Here is a 21,617-nt window from a genome sequence, read left to right as displayed (position 1 = left end):
AGGACGCTGGCTGGACACGGCTTCGAACTCCCGGGGCGATTCCACGTCAAACGGTTGAATTTCGGAGGTATTCGGCGATTACGAGTTTCGCCGAAGAATGTTGCGGAAAGCTCGGGAAATCGGGCACTTGCCGGGATAAGCGTTCAAATTCCCCCAGGCTTCCGAAATAGTGACGTGCAACACAATTCCCGGTTTTGTCTCACGATGCGGACGATTGAGTCCATTGTTACTTGCAAGTTCGCATTGTTACGCGTCACACTTCCAATGTGAACAAGAACTCAACAGCACCTGCAGCCGCAGAATATTGGCCCAGCACATCCGCTGCTGCCGACATGCGCTGTTGTCGAATGCACGCCTGACCTTCCCACCCACCGAAGTTCTTAGGCATTCGCCCCCAAGCCCAGCGTCGGGCGCCCCTCCCCGGTCCGCGTGACGGGGAAGCCAGCATTCGAGCCGCGGAGACGGCCACTTTCACATTGAGGTAAGCATTTCATGTCAGTTGCATCCGGATACGTCCACATCTCTGTCCGCAACGCCGCCAAGGCAGGCCAGCCCTCCGGCCTTCGTCCCGGCTTCGGCCCGCGTCCGTCGCTTGCGCCTTCCACTACCGGCAGCAGCTTCCCCGCCCAAGGCTTCGCCCCGCAGGGATACAACCCGAACTCATACGGCCAGCTCCGCGCTGTGCATCCCATCGAACCCGCTCCCATCACTGCCCCTACCCCTGTTGTGCCCGGCGTAAACCAGGTCCGCCCGGTAGCCAACGACAACGTCGCCCGCGGGTTCGTCCTCTACATGGGTATTGATGAGGAAACAGCGGCGGCAGCCGGCACCTCCATCGCCAAGCTCGCACAGGAAATCCGCGCCTACGCCCAGTCCCTGGTTTCCGGAGCCGAAAGCTACGCTGCCGTTGCGGTAGCGCCCGCCGGCACCCCCGGTTCCGCGCTCGACGTCGTCCGGTCCACCTTCGGCGACCCCACGGTCAACTCCCGCCAGCGCACCGAGGCCCAACGTCCTGCCCAGCCGCAGGAACCGCGCCCCTCCGGCGTGCTCATCGACCTCGCCCGCCGTGAAGTCCACCTCGACGGCGAATCCCTGAACCTCACCTTCAAGGAGTTTGAGCTCCTCAACTACCTCGTCGAAAACGGCACCCGCACCGTGGGCCGTGACGAACTCCTCGAAGGACTGTGGCGCAACGCCGAAGAAGTGCCCAACGAGCGCACCATCGACGTCCACATCCGCCGCCTCCGCTCCAAGCTGGGCCGCCTCGCCAACACGGTCCGCACCGTCCGCGGCCAGGGCTACCGGTTCTACGAGCACCCGGAAGTTGTTGTCTGGGCCGCTCCGGAGTACTCGATCTAAGTCTTTATCTCTGCTCGAAAGGCGCCTGCCCATCTGGGCGGGCGCCTTCGCTTTCGCGAGGCATCCTTCGGCGCCTGCGCTCGTTCCTCCCCACCGCCACCCTCGCCTCGCAAGCTCGGCCAGGGAACCCTGGCGGCGTGGGCCCAACGCAACAACGGCGCTTTCAGGATGCCTCGCTGCGCTGCAGCGACCGGCATGGCCTGCACTTCACTTCCGGTTCGGTCTGGCCCTCTCCAAGTACTATGCGTTCGCGGCTGCTTGGTTGTCGTGTCACTGTGGGCCTGCTTTGGGGCTCTGGGTTGGTGCTGAAGCCTGAGTCTCCGCCACATGTGTTCTTGGGGCGCTGCGCAAAGGGTGCTTGGTGTGACGCTGCCGCCGCTCTTTTCCTGCTTTTGCTGGGGCTAGGCTTGGGCCATGAGTTCGCACCACGTTCGACGCCTTGTGATCATGCGCCACGCCAAGGCTGACTGGCCCGGCGGCGTGGCCGACCACGAGCGGCCGCTGGAGGAGCGCGGGCACCGGGAGGCGCCGCTGGCCGGACGCTGGCTGCTCAAGCACAACATCGTTCCGGACTTCATTCTCTGCTCCAGCGCCCTGCGGACCCGGCAAACGTGCACGTGGGTCTGCTCAGAGCTCGGCGACAAGGCCCCCACGGCCAAACTCGAAGACGGACTGTACGCGGCGTCGGCACTCCGGATGCTCACGGTGGTCAACCACGTGCCGGACACCGTCACCACGCTGATGCTGATCGCGCACCTGCCCGGTGTGCAGGACCTGGCCATGCACCTCGCGTCTCGGGATTCCGACCACGACGCCTATATGGACGCCGCGACCCGTTTCCCCACCAATGCGCTCACCGTCCTTGAGACGGAGAAGCCGTGGGCCGAACTCGACGGCCAGGACGCCCGGATCACCCGGTTCAAGGTTCCGCGCGCACATTAGCCCCGGATGTCCCAGCCGTCCCCCGGGTGGAAAAGTGCCACCTTCATCCCAGGCTCTGCCAGAGTAGGACTGTGAACCTCCGCGATTCCCTCCTTGCCGTCGTTGTGGCCGTGCTGTGGGGCCTGAACTTCGTGGCCATCGATATTGGGCTGCACGCCGGGGGTCAAGACTTCCCCCCGCTGTTGTTCGTGGCGATGCGCTTCGTCCTGGTGGTTGTGCCATGGATCTTCTTTGTCAGGAAGCCGGACGTGTCCTGGAAGGCCATTCTCGGGGTCGGACTCTTCATGAGTGCAGGCCAGTTCGGCCTCCTCTACCTGGCCATGGCGCTGGGCATGCCGGCGGGCCTCGCGTCGCTGGTCCTGCAGGCGCAGGTGCTGCTGACTGTCCTGCTCGCCGCGGCGTTCCTTGGCGAGCGGCCCAGCGCGCGACAGCTCGCAGGGGTGGTGCTGGGCGTGGCCGGGCTGGCCCTCGTGGCCATGGGCCGAAGCGCCGTGGCCCCGCTCCTGCCGCTGGTCATCGTGCTGGCGGCTGCATTGTCATGGGCAGCCGGAAACGTCATTGCCCGGAAGGCCAGGGCTGCCTCGGGCCTGGGGCTGGTGGTGTGGTCCGGTGCCGTGGTGCCGCTTCCGCTGGCGGCGCTGTCGGTGCTGGTCGACGGGCCCGGTCCCGTCTGGAATTCACTGTCCAACGTCCAGGCGCCCACCGTGCTCAGCGCCCTGTACACCGCTGTATTCGCCTCACTGGTGGGTTACGGAATCTGGAACCGGCTGCTGGCCAGCCACCCGTCGTCGGCCGTTGTCCCGTTCACCTTGCTCGTCCCCGTGGTGGGCATGAGCGCTGCCTGGCTGGTCCTCGCGGAGGTCCCATCGCCCACGGAGCTGGCAGGTGGGCTGCTCCTCCTGGGTGGCGTGGCGACGGCGGTGCTCACCGGAGCAGGCAGGCGTCAGCGGCGGGGGAGCGGGCCGCTGCCGGACCTGGGTACCGGCCTGGGCAACGGCGCGGCGGACGACGACGGGCGCTTGCCCGGCGCTGCAGATTCCCGGGCCGGAGCGCGGGAGGCAGAGGGCCGCTGAACGGGGGAGGACTGGCCGCCGGAAGTTTGGCCCCCCGCCCGCGCTAAGGCAGCCCGGGGGCTGCGCGCTGTCGTTGCGGCGGTCCGCTGTGACGGGCCGCGCTGGGAGGAAGGACGCTGTGCCGCCAGCCGTGCTGCCGGCCTGCGCGCCGCCGTCGTCCGTCTCCGTCCCGGCCACAAGGCACCCAGGAAGAGGACACCAAACGTTGCTGCCAATGCACCCGCGGCCCCCAGGAAGTAGTTGTCCGGGTTGCGGGTGGGAAGCGGGGTGCCCAGGAAGGAGGGCTGGCCGTCGAACGCCAGCTCCCACGTGCTGAGGAACGCCAGGGAAAAGCCGAGGGCGAGGGCGGTCCCGGCGCCCGCGGCGAACAGGGCAAGACGCCGCCGCCGGACCAGGACCTCGGCGAGGGCGGCCAGGTACGCCAGCCCCAGGACCCCCACGAACGCAACGAACACCGGCTCGGCGAGGGTCATCGCCGTGAGCACCAGCAGCCCGGCGGCAACCACCCCGCAGATCACCGCGAACTTTCCGCTCTTCCCCGTATGGTGCATGTGCTCCATCATCCCCGAGGAGCAGGCCCCTTCAGGACGTAGCCGCGCATGATGGCCATGATTGCTGCAACGCTTTGGTCACGGGTGCGCTCGGGGTTGTACGTCTGCCGGTCAAGGCCCACCACGAAGCATGCGCCAAAGATGGCCGTTTCCAGGCTGCCCCTGGACACGGAATCGTCCACAGGGTAGGCCTTGGCCACCTTCTCCACGGCGTGGCCGATGACCTCGAGGAGCTCCCCCCGCAGGACAGAAAATGTGCCCTGCCATTCGCTGGGAATCCGCCAGTTTTCGCTGACCCACAGACGCGCGAAGGACGGGTACTCCGCCATGAAGTCCATGGCCTGGCCGATCATCGCTTCCATGGCCAGCAACGGGTCGCCGCCTGCAGCTCCGGCGTCGGCGGCGTCGAGCAGCCGCGCCTTGAGGATGTCCACGCCGTGCCGCAGGAGCTGCGCGATCAGTTCGGACTTGCTGCCGAAGTTGTAATAGACGGTGCCTTTGGAAACCCCCGCCGCTGCCGCGATCTCATCCACCGTGACGCTGGCAGCCCCGCGCTCGCCGATCAGCTCCATGGAGGCATCAAAGAGCTTCTGGCGGGTGGCGTTGGTCCGGGCGGGCCGCAGCCCCTTGCCCGCGGATGTTGGTTCGGTGGTCATACCGCGATCTCCGGCTTCAGGGTCTTGAGCGTCCAGTACTTGTTCTTCCGCACCGCGAGCGTGGACATGGCCGCACCCAGCAGAGTGCAACCCAGCAGGCCTACAAAGGTGGGGGCAATCATGGACAGGTCCCCGCCGTAGATCAGGTGCCGCATCCCGGTCACCACGTATCCCATGGGCAGGACCTGGTGCACCACATGCAGCGGCTCCGGGGTGGTCTGCCACGGGAACGTGCCGCCGGACGACACCAGCTGCAGGACCAGGAGGATGAGCACCACGAGCTTTCCGGGCGAGCCCAGCAGCGCCACGACGCCCTGGATGAGGGCACTGAATGCCATGGCAGCGGCCAGCATCAGCAGCCACATCAGGACTGGATGGGAGGGATTGAGCCCCAGTGCCACGTCCGCCACCAGGGTCAACAGCGATGCCTGCACCACCGAGACCAGGAAGAAGGGCAGCCATCCGCCCAACGCGATCTTCCACGACGGCGCGTTGGAGGCCAGCGCCCGCTGCGTTATGGGGCGCATGGCCTGGACCAGCATGAAGATCCCGATCCACATGGCCAGCGTGAGGAAGAACGGCGCCAGCCCGGCACCGTAGGATCCGGCCTTGGCCTGCGAGACATTGCTGACCGCCACGGGATCTGCCATCACCTGGGACAGGTTGCTCTTCTGTGCGTCGTCAGGGTTGGGGACCTGCCCGGCACCCTTGCCGATCTCGTCCGACAAGGTACGGGAGCCGGTGGCGGCCTGGCCCGCGCCGTCCGCAAGCTGGGCGGCCCCGGCGTCGACCTTCCGGGCTCCATCGGCAACGCCGGCGGCGCCATCGACGGCGGATTGCTCCCCGGCTGCCAGCGTGGCGGCACCCGTGTTCAGCTGGTCAGCCCCTGCCGAGGCCTGGGCGATGCCACCCTTGAGTGCGGGCATTCCCGCTGCCAACTGGGCGGCGCCAACACTGACCGCCTCGGAACCGCTGGCCAGCTGCTGGACCTGGGCCGCGTCTGCCTGGATCTTGCCCTGGGCGGCTGCCAACGGACTGGTCGCCGCGGTGGCATCGAAATCGGCCAGGACCTTGTCCGCCTGTTCCTGGGTCAGGACGCCTGACGCGACCAGCCTGCTGTTTGACTCCACCACGCGGGTGCGCAGGCCCTGGCCCACCGCGGCCAGCTGGGCTGCCGCGTCCTGCACCTTGGCGTTGAGCTGGGCGTTTCCGGCGGCAACCTGGGCAGCGCCGGAAGCGAGCGCCTGGGTGTCCGCGGGCAGGGTGGCTGTCTTGTCCCTGAGGACTGCCAGGCCGCTGCTGAGCTGCCCCGCGCCGTCGGTCAGCTGGTTGGCGCCGTCCCGCAGCTTCAGCTGGCCGGCGTACAGCTGGTCTGCGCCGCTGCTCAGGGCTGAGGTCCCTTCGTGGAGGGTGACCGTTCCGTCCCTCAGCGTTGCCACGCCGTCGGCCAGCTGGGAAGCGCCGTCCGCGGCCTGGGCCATTTTGGAGTGGATGGTGCCGAACCCGGTGAGGAGCTGGTTGGCGGTCTCCTCGCCCACTTGCTTGGCCACAGTGGTGTGCACGGCGGTGGTCAGCTTGTCCACGATGGTGCTCAGCAGGTAGTTGTTTGCATCGTTCGTGGTCACGTTCAGCATGGCCTGGCTGGCCGAGTCAAAGCTGCCGGGGGAGACCAGGTTGGCCGAGAAGTCCTTGGGGATCTTCAGCGCGAAGGCGTACTGGCCGCTGCGGACTCCTGCATCGGCTTCCGTCGAGCTGCCCACCGGCACCCAGTGGAAAACATTGCCCTCCACCAGGCTGTCCGCCACCTTTGTCCCTGCCTCCAGCCGGGTGCCGTCGGCAGCGGGGGCGCCGGTGTCCTCCACCACCAGGGCCGCATCCAGGTTGTTGAGGTGGCCATAGGGATCCCAGTTCGCGTAAAGATAGACCGCGCCGTAGAGCAGCGGGACCATGGTCAGCGCCAGGATGGTCAGCTTGGGCAGCAGCCCGCCGGTCATGCGCTTGAGTTCGGAGCGGGCCAGCCGCAGGACAGTCACTTGGCAACCTCTGTTTCGAAGGTGGTTTCCTGGGTTTCCGGGTCAGGGGCGGCTTCCGTCGGCTCCGCAGCCGGCGCTACAGGTACGGCATTGCCAATCACGGCCACCGGACCGTCCCAGGACGCGGGGACGGCACTGACTGCCGCTACGACGGCGAGGGGCCGGCCGGCGTCGTACGCCAGGTCCTGAAGGCGCGGCAGCCAAGTGGACTCGTCCGCACTGTGGCGGTCCGGCGAGTCAACCACCAGCAGGTCCGTGCGGGGGTTGGCCAGGGCCAACGCGGTCAGCAGTGCAAGCCGCCGCCCGGGATCCAGCTGCTCCGTCCACAAGCCGGCGATGTCCTCGAATCGGTTGACCTTCAGCCAGGGGCCGCTGAGCAGTGCACCGCGGTAGCGGCGGGGTATCAGGGCGAGGTCTTCGGTCACAAGGTCGCGGACGCTGAGGTGTTCCTCGGGTTCGTTGACACCGGGGGAGTCCACCAGGGCCGCCGCCAGGCGGAGCTGCTTGGTCCGGGAGACGTTGTCCCAGGTGAGCTGGCCCCCGGCAACCCTCATCCTGCCGCTGAGCAGCAGGGACAACGCCGTGCGCTGGTCCTGCCTGTCCCCGCTGACGAGCAGCAGTTCGCCGCGGGCAACGGTAAGCGATGTGGAGGGAAGCAGCGGGTCCCGGCGTCCTTTGGCCTGGAGCTGGTGTGCTGAGAGCAAGATTGCCTTTCGCAGAAGAAGTCTGCATCAAGGCTAACCGAACTGACTGGTCAGTTCAAATAAAGCTCAGAGGCCGTACTTCTCCAGCAGGCGCAGCCACACCTCGCTGATGGTGGGGTAGGAGGGGACGGCATGCCAGAGCCGGTCCAGCGGCACCTCGCCCACCACGGCGACGGTTGCTGCGTGCAGCAGTTCGGCCACGTCGGGGCCGGCAAACGTTGCACCGAGGAGAACCCTGCGGTCTTCATCCACCACCAGTTGCGCCCACCCCTCGTAGTTCTCGGAGTGGAGGGAGGAGCCTGCCACCTGGATGGGCAGTTCCACGGAAGATGCGTTGTACCCGTCCTTACTGGCCACCTCCAGGGTGCGTCCCACGCTGGCCAGCTCGGGGTCCGTGAAAACGACGCTGGGCACGGCGTGCTGGCTGGCCGTCTGGGCATAGCGGGTCCAGTCGCCCGGGGTTCCCTTCAGCTCGCCCTTGGCCCGGGCGGCAATGGCATCGCCGGTGGCTCGGGCCTCGTATTTGCCCTGATGGGTGAAAAGGTTCTTGCCCGCGGCGTCACCCACCGCGTAGAGCCAGGGTTCGTCGCCCGGAGTTTCCCGGACCAGGCCTGAGGCGTCCGTTGACAGGGACAGGTGGCCGGACTCATCAGGCTCGAAACCGACGCTTTCCAGGCCCAGGCCTTCCAGTGCCGGGTGGCGGCCGGTGGAAACCAGGACCTTTTCGGAGGTGACACTGGTTCCGTCGCCAAGTGTGAGGGTGAGGGTGCCGTCGTCGTTTCCGCTGATCCGGTCCGTGGCGGTATTCAGGCGGAGTTCGACGCCGTCCGCCCGCAGCCCTGCTGCGACCAGTGCGGACGCCTCCCCAGGAAAATTGCCCAGCAGTTTGCTGCGTGCCACCAAGGTGACGCGTGAACCGAGCCGGGCGAAGGCCTGGGCCAGCTCCACACCAGCCACTCCGCCGCCCAATACTGTCAGCCGCTCCGGAACCTCGCTGGCCGACGTTGCTTCCCGCGTTCCCCAGACCTGCACATCCTGCAGTCCCTCGATGGGCGGGGTGTTGGGGGTGGAGCCGGTGGCAAGCACTACGGCCTGCCGAGCCCGCAGCAGGTGCTGCGTCCCGTCCAGGCCAGCCACCTCCACGGCTTTGGGGCCAGTCAGCCAGGCGTGGCCGCGTACCAGTTCAATGCCCGTGTCCTTCACCCACGTCACCTGGCCGTCATCCTGCCAGTTGGACGTGAAGTAGTTGCGGCGCGCCAGGACGGCAGCGGCGTCGAGGGTGCGCGTGACTGCCTCCTTGGCGCCCGGCGTCGTCTGCGCCCCATGGAGCGCGGCGCCTGGCCGAAGGAGTGCCTTCGACGGCATGCACGCCCAGTAGGAGCACTCCCCGCCCACCAGTTCCGCCTCCACGAGTACGACCGTCAGGCCGCCCTGGACAACGCGGTCGGCCACGTTTTCCCCTACGGCGCCTGCGCCGATAACAACAACATCAAATTCGCGCTCAGCGGACTCGGGCATCATGTGCAAAGCCTAGCCGGGGACAGCTGGCCTGACAGCACAAAAAAGGTCCGCACCGGCGAACCGGTGCGGACCTTGTTGGTGCGCCCAAAGGGATTCGAACCCCTGACCTTCTGTTCCGTAGACAGACGCTCTATCCAGCTGAGCTATGGGCGCATTTCGTGTCCCGGGAGAAGAACCGCTCTCCCTGAACCTCGAATTACTTTACGCGAGCAGGCGCCGCATGCCAAATCGAACCAGCTGTAATCTCCGCAACTAGACCGGTATAGGTGACCTTTGTCACTTAATCGCCGTTTTCGCGGCAACACTTCCTTGATTTCCCGCGGAATTCACTTTCGGTGGCCGGATATGTCAGTCAAGCTCCCCAAAAACTCCACTGGTCCGGACCATAGCATTTAGGACACACCGATGAACCCGAGGAAGGGAACTGCAATGGGCGATCTGGCGCAGAAGCCGCTGCTTGAGAAAGCACCCACCACACATGCCGGCCTGCTGGCATGGGTCGAAGAGGTTGCTGAGCTTACGCAGCCGGACCGCATCTACTGGGTAGACGGCTCCGAAGAGGAAAACACCCGCCTCACGGACGAGCTTGTTGCTGCCGGCACCCTGACCAGGCTCAACCAGGACCTGTTCCCGAACTCCTTCGCCGCGTTCTCGGACCCGGCAGACGTAGCGCGTGTCGAGGAACAGACCTTTATCTGCTCCGAAAACAGGCGCGATGCCGGCTTCACCAACAACTGGATGGACCCGCGGGAGATGAAGGACAAGCTGCGCGGCCTGTTCGCCGGCTCCATGCGCGGCCGCACCATGTACGTTATCCCGTTCGTCATGGGCCACCTCGATGCCGAGGACCCCAAGTTCGGCGTGGAAATCACGGACAGCGCCTACGTTGTTGCCTCCATGCGCATCATGGCCAATATCGGTACCGCGGTGCTGGACAAGATCACCAGGACCAACGCGTTCTTCGTTCCGGCCCTCCACTCCCTGGGCGCCCCCCTTGAGCCCGGCCAGGAAGATGTGGCATGGCCGTGCAACCCCGACAAGTGGATCGTCCACTTCCCGGAGGAGCGCTCCATCTGGTCCTTCGGCTCCGGCTACGGCGGCAACGCGCTTCTGGGAAAGAAGTGCTACGCCCTGCGCATCGCCTCGGTCATGGCACGCGACGAAGGCTGGCTGGCCGAGCACATGCTCATCCTCAAGCTGACCTCGCCGGAGAAGAAGAACTACTACGTCTCCGCCGCCTTCCCCTCCGCCTGCGGCAAGACCAACCTCGCGCTGCTCGATCCCACCATTGAAGGATGGAAAGTGGAGACTCTGGGCGATGACATCACCTGGATGCGGATCGGCAAGGAAGGCGAGCTCCGCGCCACCAACCCGGAAGCCGGCCTTTTTGGCGTCGCCCCGGGCACCGGCTGGGGCACCAACCCCAACGCCATGCGCGCCATCGCCAAGGGCCACAGCATCTTCACCAACGTTGCCCTGACCGACGACGGCGGCGTGTGGTGGGAGGGGATGACGGACGAGGTTCCGGCGCACCTCACCGACTGGGAGGGCAACTCCTGGACTCCGGCGACGGGCAAGCCTGCCGCACACCCGAACTCCCGCTTCTGCACGCCGATCGCGCAGATCGACATGCTTGCCGAGGAGTACTACAGCCCGGAGGGCGTGGAACTTTCGGCCATCCTCTTCGGTGGACGCCGCAAGACCACGGTTCCCCTGGTCACCCAGGCCCGCAGCTGGACCAACGGCATCTTCATGGGCTCCACCCTTTCCTCCGAGACCACGGCCGCGGCCGCCGGCCAGGTTGGCGTGCTCCGCCGCGATCCCATGGCCATGCTGCCGTTCATCGGTTACGACGCCGGCGACTACCTGAAGCACTGGATCAGTGTCTCCGGCAAGGCCAACCCGGAACGCCTGCCCCACATCTTCCTGGTGAACTGGTTCCGCCGCACCGCAGACGGCGGCTTCGCCTGGCCCGGCTTCGGCGACAACGCCCGGGTCCTCAAATGGGCCATCGAGCGCATCGAGGGCAAGGCTGACGCCGTTGAGACCCCCATCGGGTACGTTCCCGCCGGGCACTCGCTGGACGTCACCGGCCTGGACCTGACCCACGCCCACGTTGAGGACGCCGTCCGCGTCGACCGCGAAGAGTGGGACACGGAGCTCGCCTCCATCGAGGAGTGGTACGCCAGGTTCGGCGACTCGCTGCCGGATGCCCTGCGCACCGAGCTCGAGTCACTGAAGGAACGGATGTCGGACCACTAACCGGCAAACACAACGACGGCGGCCCCGCACCTTTTCGAAAAAGGTGCGGGGCCGCCGTCGTAATAACGAGGCTTGGCGCGGGCCCACCCAGCTATCAATGGATCTAGCTGGCGAGCCAGATGTCCGGGCCGAAGACCTCGTAGTGGATCCGGGTGGCCGGGATGCCGGCGTTGATGGCCTCGTTGCGGATGTTCTTCATGAATGGCAGGGGGCCGCAGAGGTAGAGCGATGCGTCGGCGGGAAGGTCCACTTCGCGCAGGGACATAAAGCCCTCCTTGGCGCCGTCCACCGGCTTCTCCAGCCAGAGCTGCAGCTCGGCACCGTCAAGGCGTTCGACGTCGTCCGTCATCTGGCTGCGCAGGGCCCAGCTGTCCAAAGTGCTTTCCGCGTGCAGCACCAGGACCTGGCGGTCGGAGCCGGACTCGGCGAGGGAGCGAAGGATGGAGGCGGTGGGCGTGCAGCCGATGCCCGCGGAGGCGAGGACCACCGGGCCGTCGCCCTCCTTGAGGGTGATCTCGCCGTAAGGATTGGAGATCTCGACGACGTCACCCACCTGGACAGTATTGTGCAGCACGGGGGAGACCTCCCCGCCGTCGTCCAGCTTGGTGGTGAAGGTGCGGCTGGTGCCTGCGTCACCGGAGAGGGAATACTGCCGGACCTGGCGCAGTCCGTCCGAAAGAGCAACCTTGACGCTGACGTACTGGCCGGGAAGGGCCGGGGTGACAGGGGTGTCGTCGGCCGGTTCCAGGGTGAAGGTCATGGATCCGGTTCCGGCAGGCGTCTTGGCCGCCACGCGCCACGGCATCCACATCCTGTCATTGGCCTGGGCAGCGTAAAGGCCCTTTTCGAGCTTGATCAGGGCGTCCGCCATCAGCCAGTACACCTCGGTCCAGGCCTCGGCGATCCCGGGAGTGATGACCTCCGCCAGGTCTTCGGCGATGGCCGCGAACAGGTGCTCGTAGACCACCTGGTACTGCGGCTCGGTGATGCCCAGGGAAGCGTGCCGGTGCGCGATGCGCGAAAGGACGGTTTCGGGCAGTGTGCCCGGGTTGTTCACCAAGTGGGTGGCGAAGGCGGCGATGCTCCCGGCGAGGGCCTGCTGCTGGTTCCCTGAACGCTGGTTGGAGCGGCTGAACAAGCCATCCATCAGTTCAGGATGCGCGGCGAAGAGGCGGCCGTAGAAGTTGGGTGTGATGGATCCGATCCTGGATCCGACCAGCGGCAGGGTGGCCTCAATGACTGGGCGGGACTTGTCCGAGAGCATCTGAACTCCTGAGGTTATGGCCGGGGCCTTCGTCCGGCCGGAGGAAAACTCATATTTGAAATACGAGTATTTCTGCCTCAGTTCTACACTGTGTAGAAGTTCGAAATCAAACCGATAGCGGGCGCCCGGATAGGCGGTGCCTAAAGCTCCGGACGGAGGCCGATCATCTGGAATACCGGAGCCATTTGCCGGGCGTGCGGGAGATCGGAGATGACCACGGAGTCCAGCTCGGCGTAGAAGGCCTCCCGGGCGCGGGCCAGGGCGCCGCGGAGCTTGCACTCGTTGATCAGGGGGCAGTTGCCTCCCGGGGCCACACAGTCTGCAGGATCCGTGCGCGTGTCAAGCTGCCGCAGGATCTGGCCCACCGTGGCGATGCGGCCCGCATGGCTAAGCCGCGACCCACCGGAGCGGCCGCGGACAACCTCAATCAGCCCCATGCTCCGCAGCCGGGCCATGGCCTTGCTGACGTGGTTGTAGGGCGTACCCACCGAGTCCGCGATGCTTTGGGTGGTGAGCAGCGCGCCGTCCGGGACGGCTGCGAGCACCATGAGGGCGCGCAGGCTGACGTCGGCGAAGGCATTGATTTTCATGGCTGCAGGTCCGGTCTAGTCCACCCAGATGGCGGGCTCGCTGGCGTCCGCGCCCAGCTCACCGAATTCCCAGGTCTGGGTGGTGGCGTTGGCGGCGTAAGGCAGCACGGCCGCGAAAAGGGAACCGTCCCGGTGCTCGGCTGCCACATGGATGGCATCCGAATCCTCTTCCACCAGCAGGATGTCGCAGACAACCGCGGCGGCGCGGAAATCGTCCCGGTTTTGGCGGAGGAGGGCCTGAAGGTCGCCGATCATGGCGTCGGCGTCGAAGTCTCCGTCGCTGCCCTCTCCGGCATCGGCGGGGGAGACGGCAACCAGCCGTACCTCGCCGTCGTTCTGCACCGTCAGCGCGAAGGGCAGGAAGCCGCCATTGCGCTGGAGCTGTTCCTGGGCCGCGCTGACGCCTGTGCCCAGGAGGTTCTCCAGGTCCGTTGCCGTGGCTTCGGAGACGGAGCCACGCCAACTCTCCTGCCCGCTGTGTCCGTCCGTTGCCTGCCCGGTGTGGTCAGTCATCCGGTGCTAGGCCCGCACCAGGGACAGGACGCGGTCGCGGACGCGTTCCATGGTGGCCCGGTCCGTAGCCTCGGCGTTGAGCCGCAGGAACGGTTCGGTGTTGGATGGGCGCAGGTTGAACCAGTAGCTGCCATCGTTGGCCGTGAACGTGCTGCCGTCCAGGTTGTCGATGGTAAGGTCCTGGTCCGCGAACGCCTGGCGCACGCGCTCAACCGCTGCCGGTTTGTCCTCCACCTCGGAGTTGATCTCGCCGGAGCTGACGTAGGGCTCGTATTCGCGGGCCAGTTCGGAGAGCGGGCCGTCCTGCTCGCCCAGGGCCGCAAGGACGTGCATGGCAGCCAGCATGCCGGTGTCAGCATTCCAGAAGTCGCGGAAGTAGAAGTGGGCGGAGTGCTCGCCGCCGAAAACGGCACCTTCCTTGGCCATGACTGCCTTGATGAAGGAGTGGCCCACGCGCGTACGGACTGCGCGTCCGCCGTCGTGCTCCACGAGTTCGGGGACCGCGCGGGAGGTGAGCAGGTTGTGGATGATGCTGGGTGTTTCCTCGCCCTGGGCCTTGGCGCGGGCGATCTCGCGCCGGGCCACCATGCCGGTGATGGCCGACGGCGACACGGGCTCGCCTTTCTCGTCGATGACGAAGCAGCGGTCGGCGTCGCCGTCGAAGGCCAGGCCGATGTCCGCCCCGTGTTCGATCACTGCGGCCTGCAGGTCCCGGAGGTTTTCCGGTTCCAGCGGGTTGGCCGGGTGGTTGGGGAACGAACCGTCCAGCTCGAAGTACAGGGGAACGATGTCGAAGGGCAGCTTGGGCAGGAGCGTGTCACCCAGGACAGCCGGGGTGGTCAGGCCGGCCATGCCGTTGCCGGCATCCACCACCACCTTCAGCGGGCGGGAGGCGGAGAGGTCAACAAGCTTGCGGAGGTACTCGGAGTAGTCCCGGAGGACGTCGCGGACGCTGATGAGGCCCCTGGTGCCGGCAGCGGGAATGGCACCTGCGTTGAGGTACTGCTCCGAGAGGGCCTGGATTTCCTTGAGGCCGGATTCGGAGGAGATGGGCACGGCGCCTGCCTTGGCCATCTTGATCCCGTTGTACTCGGCAGGGTTGTGACTGGCGGTGAAGGTTGCCCCGGCACGGTTGAGGAAACCGCAGGCGAAGTAGAGTTCGTCCGTGGAGATCAGGTCCAGCAGCTCCACGTTGGCTCCGCGGGTTGCCGCTCCATTAGCGAAGGCTTTGGTGAACTCGGGAGAGGAAGGACGCATGTCCCCGCCCACCACGATGGTCTGTCCCTCAAGCTGCAGGACATCCACGAACGCGGCCCCCACGGCTTCGACGATTTCGGCGGTGATCGACTCGCCCACAATCCCCCGGACGTCGTAGGCCTTGAAGGATGCCGAGAGATCAAATGTCGTTGTCTGTTCGCTAGTCACGGGCTTTATCTTACGTGTGCGCCGCCTGTGGCAAAGGGGGCTTTGAGGCAACTTGCGTAACAGCCGGAGCTTTGCAGTGCGTCGTTGACCGGTTTCCACATAGCGTTTCCACATAGCGGCCCTGGTGCTGTGCGGGGTGTCGGAGGGTGCTGGGATACTGAATCAATGGCCAATAACCAGTACGCTTCCACAGTTTCCGCCACCCCAGTCAGAGATTCGGCAGATCCGGGTGCGCCGGGAACCGCAACGCACGCCGAGGCGCTTGAGGTTCTCCGCGGCCTGGTGGGGAACCCGGGCGCCGTCTTCCACAACGGGCAGTTTGAAGCCATCGAGGCATTGGTCGACGGCGGACGGCGGGCCCTGGTGGTCCAGCGCACCGGCTGGGGCAAGTCAGCCGTGTACTTCGTGGCATCCCTGCTGCTGCGCCGCCGGGGCGCCGGCCCCACGCTCATCGTCTCGCCCCTGCTTGCCCTGATGCGGGACCAGGTGGCAGCCGCTGCCCGGGCCGGGGTCCGCGCCGTCGCCATCAACTCCGCCAACCAGCTGGAGTGGGACACGGTTCGTGAGCGCCTCGCCGCCGATGAGGTGGACGTCCTCCTGGTTTCCCCGGAACGGCTCACCAACCCCGCGTTCAGGGAAACGCAGCTGCCCGAGCTCCTCCGCAGGACCGGTTTGCTGGTCATCGATGAAGCCCACTGCATCTCGGACTGGGGCCACGACTTCCGTCCCGATTACCGCCGGATTGCGGACCTCATCACCCGCCTCCCGGACACGGTACCGGTCCTGGCCACCACGGCCACGGCCAACTCCCGCGTGGTGCATGACATTGAAGAGCAACTCGGCGCAGGAGTCCTGACCATCCGCGGCTCCCTGGGCCGTGACTCGCTTCGGCTTGGCGTCCTTGCGCTGCCGAACTCGAAAGAGCGGCTGGGGTGGCTGCTGACCCACCTGGCAGACCTCCCCGGGAGCGGCATCATCTATACCCTGACCGTTTCCGCGGCGGAGGACACCGCCCGGCTGCTGTCCGAAGCGGGACACAACGTGCTCGCCTACACGGGGCGGACCGATCCGGCGGACCGTGAGCGGGCCGAGCAGCTCCTGAAGGACAACCAGGTCAAGGCGCTGGTGGCCACGTCCGCCCTGGGAATGGGCTTCGACAAGCCCGATCTTGGCTTCGTTGTCCACCTCGGCGCGCCCTCTTCGCCGGTGGCCTACTACCAGCAGGTGGGCCGTGCCGGCCGAGGTGCCGCGAATGCCGACGTGCTGCTGCTCCCCGGCTCCGAGGACCGCGAAATCTGGCAGTACTTCGCCACAGCGTCCATGCCATCCGAGGAGAAGGCGGCGGCCGTGCTGACGGCGCTGGCCGAAGCCGGCTCAGCGCTGTCGACGGTGGCGCTGGAAGCCAGGGTGGATCTTCGCCGCACGCCGCTTGAACTGTTGCTGAAAGTGCTGTCCGTTGACGGAGCCGTGGAGCGGGTCGGCGGGGGCTGGCGGTCCACTGGCCAGCCGTGGGTTTACGACGCCGAGCGCTACCGCCGCATTGCCGAGGCTCGCGTGGACGAGCAGGAGTCAATGGTGATTTACCAGGACACTGCGGGCTGCCGGATGGAGTACATCACCTCGGTCCTGGACGACGAGACGGCCCGTCCGTGCGGCCGGTGCGACAACTGTGCCGGCCAGTGGTTCCCGGCGGATGTGGCGGCCGACGCCACAGCGGCGGCAAACCAGACCCTCAGCAGGGCGGGCGGCGTTGTGGAACCGCGTCTTCAGTGGCCCAGCGGCATGGACCGTCTTGGGGTTCCGGTGAAGGGGAATCTCAAACCGGGCGAGGGCCTTTCGGAAGGGCGGGTCCTTGCCAGGCTGACGGACCTGGGGTGGGGCGGTGCCCTGCGGGAACTGTTCGCCGCCAACGCGGAGGACCGGCCGGTGGATCCGGGAATGCTCCAGGCCTGCGTGCAGGTACTGCGCGAATGGGGGGCCGGTGATGGCCGGAATCCCGGATGGAGCGGGGCTGGGAGGCCGGCCGCCATTGTGGCTGTGCCGTCCCGCAGCAAACCCCAACTGGTGGGTTCGCTGGCCCGGGGCATCTCCGACATCGGTCGCATCCCCTACCTTGGCGGGCTGGAGCTGGCCCACGGGGGTCCCACCGGCGGACGCGGCGGCAACAGCGCCTACCGGCTCGCGGGGGTATGGGACCGGCTGGTGGTGGGCCCGGAGCTCGAAGCCGCCCTGCAGTCTGTCCAGGGCCAACCAGTGATGCTGATCGACGACCTCACGGACAGCCGGTGGACCCTCACGGTCGCGGGGCGTGCCCTTCGGCAGGCCGGGGCGGGAGCGGTGCTGCCTCTGGTGCTGGCTCAGGCCGGCTGACTGCTGCCCCTGCATGCCGGGGGAGCAGGACGCTGTCCACGGTGCTTGCCAGCATCAGGACGGCCATCGCCAGGAACGCGCCGCGGAAAGGGCCGGCCGGATCGTGGGCCGCGGAGCCGAGACCGTCAAAGGTTCGGATCAGCAGGGCCGCGACCGCTATGCCCGAACCCGTACCCAGCTGTACCAGCGTGGCCGAGACCGTGTTGGCTGACGTCAGCTGTGCCGGGGGAATATCCGCGTACTGGACGGAGGCGTAGGCCGAGAAGCCGATGGAGCGGAACGCACCGCTGCACACCAGCAGGACAACCATCAAAACCTCCGGGGTTTCCGGTGTCAGGAGGGAGCAGAGCGCGAAGGTAACTGCAGATGCCAGCGAGGCGAACACCAGCATCGCCTTGAAACCGAACTTCCTGATCAACGGGGTGGTGGCGGGCTTAATCCCGATGTTTCCGACGAACACGGCTGCCACCAGGGCGCCGGCGTGCAGCGGTGACCAGCCGAACCCGGCCTGGAACATCAGCGGCAGCAGGAACGGGACCGAACTGATGGTGACCCGGTACACGAATCCGCCCGTGGCCATGGCCCGGAACGTCCTGGTGCGGAAGACCTGCAGGTTGAACAGCGGATGGGGTGTCCGCCGCATCCAGAGCACGGCGCCGGCCAGTGCCGCAACCCCCGCCACGGCGCTGATTCCGGCCCAGGGCAATTCCGGGCGGCTGCTTGCCAGCTCCAGGCCAGCCACCAGTGCACCCACCCCCACGGTGGTCAGGGCCATCCCGGGCCAGTCCAGCCGCCGGCCGGGATCTCCGGGCACTGCCGGAACCAGCCGCAGCGACGCCGCAAACGCGGCAACGCCTAGCGGAAGGTTCACCAGGAAGATCCAGTGCCACGACAGGTACGTGGTGAGCGCCCCGCCCACCAGCGGTGCCAGTACTGGCGCCAGGAGCCCGGGCCACACCAGGAACGCGGTGGCACGCAACAGCTCGGACTTGGGGGTGCCGCGCAGCACCACCAGGGTTCCCACCGGCACCATCATGGCGCCGCCGGCACCCTGGGCGATGCGGCTCAAGGTCAGCATGGCCAGGTCCTGGCTGAGGGAGCAGGCCAGGGATGAGAGGGTGAACACCGCGATGGCCGTACAAAAGATCCGCCTGGCACCAAACCGTTCAGCGAGCCAGCCGCTGAGGGGGATCCCGATCGCCACTGTCAGCAGGTAGGCAGTCATGGTGATGTTGACGTCGGCGGCAGGGATGGCGAAGTCCGCGGAAATGCTGGGAATGGCCGTGGTGAGGACCGTGCCGTCCAGGAATTCCATGAAGAACGCTGCCGCCACCAGGAGTGCCAGGCGCGGGTTCCATGCCGTATGGACGCCATCCGGCTGGTGTGGGTTGTTGCGTGCCGCCATGCGCTAATCCTGCCACTGCGCCACCGGCAGACGCCCGCGGTGTCCGTAGGCCGGACAGCGCGTTCCGAGCGCCGGAGGCACTCTCCCAGCCGGGGGCCAGTGCTGGTCCACCCGCCCGGGAACGCAAAAGGCCCGGGAACGCAAAAAGCCCGGGAACGCAAAAGGCCCCGGTCCAAGGACCGGGGCCAAACGCGGAGACGGGGGGATTTGAACCCCCGGTCGAGTTTAACCCCGACCCTTCATTAGCAGTGAAGTCCATTCGGCCGCTCTGGCACGTCTCCAATTGCTATTCCTAGCCCACCAAGGATACGCAGAACCGGCCATGCAGTGCAAAACGGTGCCTTAGACGGCGTTCAGTCCGGCTGACGGGGACTGGATGCTCAGAGGTCACCGCTGCGCGGGGCGGACCATGCGAATCTCCGGCAGGTCCTCCCAGTCCGGCAGGACGTCCTCTGCGCCGTCGGGGTGGAAGCCGAAACGCCGGTAGAAGCCGATGGCCCGGCTCTTGCCGGCGGCAAACGTGCCCCTGGGCCAGCCGCTCAACGTCGCCGGCGCAGGCCCTCCGGACCGCCAACCCAGGTGCCATGGCGGTCAGCCCGCCAAAGCTTTCCACAGGAAGTGCTGGCTGCGGGCCTGCAGCGCGGCGGCCTGCCGGTTGTCCGAGGCGCCGGCGTGCCCGCCCTCCAGTGCTTCGTGGAACCACACATTGGGGATGCCCATTGCCAGCATCCGGGCTGCCATCTTGCGTGCCTGGACGGGACCCACACGGTCGTCCGAGGTCGCTGTCCAAATGAACGTTTCCGGATAGTCCACTGCGTCCTTGAGCAGGTGGTAGGGCGAGAAGGTCCTGATGTACTCCCACTGTTCGGGAACGTCCGGGTCCCCGTACTCGGCAATCCACGAGTGCCCGGCAGAGAGCCTGGTGTAGCGGCGCATGTCCAGCAGGGGCACCCCGCAGGAGACGGCCCGGAACAGTTCCGGGTACCGGGTGAGCATGTTCCCCACCAGGAGTCCACCATTGGAGCCCCCCACGCAGCCCAGCCGCCGTGGGGAGGTGACCCCGCGGGAGATGAGGTCGCGGGCAACGGCTGCGAAGTCCTCATAGGCCAGGTGACGGTTTTCCTTCAGCGCTGCCCGGTGCCAGGCCGGACCGTATTCGCCGCCGCCCCGGATGTTCGCCACCACATACACGCCACCGCGCGGGTGCGGGGCCTTCCCGTCGCTCCCCTCCGACAAAGTAGTCCGCCGCTCCAGCCACGCCCGGCCCACGGTGCCGCTGTAGGCAGGTGTTCGCGAAACCTCAAATCCGCCGTAGCCGGACAGCTGGGTGGGGTTCTGCCCGTCCAGGGCCAGGCTCCGCGGAGCTACCTGGAAATACGGGACCCGGGTGCCGTCGTCGGACACGGCGAAGTGCTGCTCCACCTCATAGTCACTGTCCGCAAAGAACGACGGCGAGGTCTTGACCACCGCGTGGCGGCTCACCACCCCGGCTGTCCCGGCGCTGCCGTCCTCCGGGGCACGGTCCTCGGGGGCACGGTGCTCCAGCGTGCCCCGCATCAGGGTGGTGGGGGTGGTGAAGCCCGTGGCGATGAGCCAGAAGTCATCGCCTGCGCCGCCGTCGGCCGTCCCCTCATCCTCGTCATCCACGGCGTAGGCGTTCACGTCGTGCAGGGGCGGGCAGGCATCCAGGAGGGTGGCCGGCCAGCTGCCGTCCGCGCCGGCGGAAGGCCGGGACGGGTCCAGCACCCGGATCTCGGAGGAGACGTCCTTGAGCAGGTTGAGCAGGAGATGGTTCCGGGTCCAGCTCCAGGACTGCAGGGACGTGTGGGCATCGGGGGTGAACAGGACCGTGAGGCTGCGACCGCCGGCCAGGTAGTCCTCGAAGTTGGCGGCAAGCAGGGCCCCGGAAGGGTAGGTGGTGCCGTCCAGGACCCAGTCCTGCTGCGGACGGAAGAGCAGCCATTCCCGGTGGGCGCTGACGTTGACGTCCGTGGGCACATCAATCTGTACCCAGGCTTCGTCCCGCAGCACGAAGTTGGTGCGGTTGAAGAAGTCTATGTAGTCCACGGCGAAGGTCCGCTCAAAGCCGGGCGTGGAGTCGTGCGCAGCGACGGCCATCATGTGCTCTTCCGCCACCTCGAACAGGCGCGGGGCAGCTGCCAGGGAATCGCCGCGCTTGAGTGTCACCGCCGTCCGCGCGTAGGAGGATGCTGTCTTAGGCAGCCCGTCCGCGGTGGAGGCGACCAGCAGCGCATCGGCGTTCAGCCAGGACACGTTGCCTTTCGCCGTGGGCAGGTCGAACCCGCCCTGTGCGGGATCGACAAAGGCGCGTGCCTCGACGTCGAACTCCCGGTAGCGGTTCGCGTCGCCGCCGTCGGGAGAGAGGGCAAGCAGCGCGAGCCGGTAGGGCTCGCCCGCCGCGGGGCGCAGGAACGTGGCGCCGTGGAACACCCACTCTTCCCCTTCGGCGCGGGACAGCTCGTCAACGTCCAGCAGGATGTCCCATTCGGGGGCATCGGTGCAGTAGCTCTCCCAGGTGGTCCGCCGCCAAAGACCCTTGGGGTTCTGCCGGTCGCGCCAGAAGTTGTAGTACCAGTCCCCGCGCTTACCCACCATGGCGATCCGGTCCGTGGAGTCCAGCACTTCCAGGATGCCGGCTTCGAGATCCGTGTAGCCGCCGTCCTCCAGCAGGTCCTCGGTGCGGGAGTTTTGCTCCTTGACCCAGGCCAGCTGTTCCTCGCCATAGATGTCCTCCAGCCACACATTCTCGTCGACGGGTTCCGGTGCGGCTTCCCGGGAAACTGTGCCTGACGTGTCCCGGCCGGGACCGGGAACGGACGCTTGATCAGCTGCTGTGGTGGTCATGCGCCCCATCCAAACAACATCCCCCGTGGCTGGCAAGTCAAGCGGCCGGCGCACACTCCGCCTCCAGCCCGTACGCTGTATGGC

At 66.8% G+C, this 21,617-nt stretch carries 16 protein-coding genes and 2 tRNA genes; 5 read left to right on the top strand and 13 right to left on the bottom strand.

From position 1 onward, the window contains the following. The first annotated feature begins 492 nt into the window (after positions 1 to 492). The 3 genes from J7I84_RS14545 to J7I84_RS14535 all read left to right on the top strand — a co-directional run bounded on the left by J7I84_RS14545 (position 493) and on the right by J7I84_RS14535 (position 3,374). Complete coding sequence (locus J7I84_RS14545) at positions 493 to 1,359, top strand: winged helix-turn-helix domain-containing protein (protein WP_214945262.1); 867 nt, start codon at positions 493 to 495, stop codon at positions 1,357 to 1,359. Between the two features lie 414 nt (positions 1,360 to 1,773). Continuing rightward, entirely contained in the window at positions 1,774 to 2,301 is a 528-nt protein-coding gene (locus J7I84_RS14540; protein ID WP_214945261.1) for a histidine phosphatase family protein, read from the top strand. A gap of 71 nt (positions 2,302 to 2,372) precedes the next feature. Further along, entirely contained in the window at positions 2,373 to 3,374 is a 1,002-nt protein-coding gene (locus J7I84_RS14535; RefSeq protein WP_214945260.1) for an EamA family transporter, read from the top strand. A gap of 559 nt (positions 3,375 to 3,933) precedes the next feature. Here the strand turns inward: J7I84_RS14535 and J7I84_RS14530 are convergent. The 5 genes from J7I84_RS14530 to J7I84_RS14510 form a co-directional block, all read right to left on the bottom strand. Continuing rightward, the gene (locus J7I84_RS14530; RefSeq protein WP_214945259.1) at positions 3,934 to 4,581 is read right to left on the bottom strand and encodes a TetR/AcrR family transcriptional regulator; all 648 of its coding nucleotides are present in this window, start codon (positions 4,579 to 4,581) and stop codon (positions 3,934 to 3,936) included. Then, positions 4,578 to 6,614 (bottom strand): YhgE/Pip domain-containing protein, encoded by a 2,037-nt coding sequence (locus tag J7I84_RS14525; RefSeq protein WP_214945258.1) that lies wholly within the window; start codon positions 6,612 to 6,614, stop codon positions 4,578 to 4,580. Before J7I84_RS14525 ends, J7I84_RS14530 begins: the two co-directional genes overlap by 4 nt. Further along, positions 6,611 to 7,318, bottom strand: a complete 708-nt coding sequence (locus tag J7I84_RS14520) for an ABC transporter ATP-binding protein (protein ID WP_214945257.1) — start codon at positions 7,316 to 7,318, stop codon at positions 6,611 to 6,613. The genes J7I84_RS14525 and J7I84_RS14520 overlap by 4 nt, the downstream gene beginning before the upstream one ends. Before the next feature lie 66 nt (positions 7,319 to 7,384). After that, entirely contained in the window at positions 7,385 to 8,839 is a 1,455-nt protein-coding gene (locus tag J7I84_RS14515) for an NAD(P)/FAD-dependent oxidoreductase (protein WP_214945256.1), read from the bottom strand. Between the two features lie 76 nt (positions 8,840 to 8,915). Next, positions 8,916 to 8,992: transfer RNA gene (locus J7I84_RS14510), tRNA-Arg, on the bottom strand. Between the two features lie 276 nt (positions 8,993 to 9,268). Between J7I84_RS14510 and J7I84_RS14505 the strand changes: the two genes are divergently transcribed. Continuing rightward, positions 9,269 to 11,101 (top strand): phosphoenolpyruvate carboxykinase (GTP), encoded by a 1,833-nt coding sequence (locus J7I84_RS14505; protein ID WP_214945255.1) that lies wholly within the window; start codon positions 9,269 to 9,271, stop codon positions 11,099 to 11,101. Between the two features lie 103 nt (positions 11,102 to 11,204). On the opposite strand, the gene J7I84_RS14500 is transcribed toward J7I84_RS14505, so the two are convergent. The 4 genes from J7I84_RS14500 to J7I84_RS14485 form a co-directional block, all read right to left on the bottom strand. After that, positions 11,205 to 12,365 (bottom strand): globin domain-containing protein, encoded by a 1,161-nt coding sequence (locus J7I84_RS14500; RefSeq protein ID WP_214945254.1) that lies wholly within the window; start codon positions 12,363 to 12,365, stop codon positions 11,205 to 11,207. 140 nt (positions 12,366 to 12,505) lie between these two features. Beyond that, positions 12,506 to 12,955, bottom strand: coding sequence for an Rrf2 family transcriptional regulator (locus J7I84_RS14495; RefSeq protein ID WP_214945253.1), 450 nt, complete (start codon positions 12,953 to 12,955; stop codon positions 12,506 to 12,508). Between the two features lie 15 nt (positions 12,956 to 12,970). Continuing rightward, entirely contained in the window at positions 12,971 to 13,468 is a 498-nt protein-coding gene (locus J7I84_RS14490) for a hypothetical protein (protein ID WP_214945252.1), read from the bottom strand. A gap of 6 nt (positions 13,469 to 13,474) precedes the next feature. Then, positions 13,475 to 14,893 (bottom strand): phosphomannomutase/phosphoglucomutase, encoded by a 1,419-nt coding sequence (locus J7I84_RS14485; RefSeq protein ID WP_214945251.1) that lies wholly within the window; start codon positions 14,891 to 14,893, stop codon positions 13,475 to 13,477. 165 nt (positions 14,894 to 15,058) lie between these two features. Between J7I84_RS14485 and J7I84_RS14480 the strand changes: the two genes are divergently transcribed. Then, on the top strand, positions 15,059 to 17,263 hold the full coding sequence (locus J7I84_RS14480) for an ATP-dependent DNA helicase RecQ (protein WP_214945250.1): 2,205 nt from the start codon (positions 15,059 to 15,061) through the stop codon (positions 17,261 to 17,263). Here J7I84_RS14480 and J7I84_RS14475 read toward each other — a convergent pair. From J7I84_RS14475 to J7I84_RS14460, 4 genes are all read right to left on the bottom strand, one after another. After that, on the bottom strand, positions 17,187 to 18,668 hold the full coding sequence (locus J7I84_RS14475) for an MFS transporter (protein ID WP_214945249.1): 1,482 nt from the start codon (positions 18,666 to 18,668) through the stop codon (positions 17,187 to 17,189). The two genes, J7I84_RS14480 and J7I84_RS14475, sit on opposite strands and share 77 nt — an antisense overlap. A gap of 192 nt (positions 18,669 to 18,860) precedes the next feature. Then, a tRNA-Ser gene (locus J7I84_RS14470) sits at positions 18,861 to 18,949 on the bottom strand. A 106-nt stretch (positions 18,950 to 19,055) separates the two neighbouring features. Beyond that, a complete protein-coding gene (locus J7I84_RS14465; protein WP_311381148.1) occupies positions 19,056 to 19,211 on the bottom strand; it encodes a hypothetical protein in 156 nt (51 codons plus the stop codon). 48 nt (positions 19,212 to 19,259) lie between these two features. Beyond that, positions 19,260 to 21,533, bottom strand: a complete 2,274-nt coding sequence (locus J7I84_RS14460; RefSeq protein ID WP_214945248.1) for a prolyl oligopeptidase family protein — start codon at positions 21,531 to 21,533, stop codon at positions 19,260 to 19,262. Positions 21,534 to 21,617: the final 84 nt, after the last annotated feature.

The sequence above is a fragment of the Arthrobacter sp. ISL-85 genome, from assembly GCF_018613675.1.
Classification (GTDB): Bacteria; Actinomycetota; Actinomycetes; order Actinomycetales; family Micrococcaceae; genus Arthrobacter.
The sequence above is the reverse complement of the archived record's forward strand: the minus strand, read 5'-3'. Positions and strand labels throughout refer to the sequence as shown.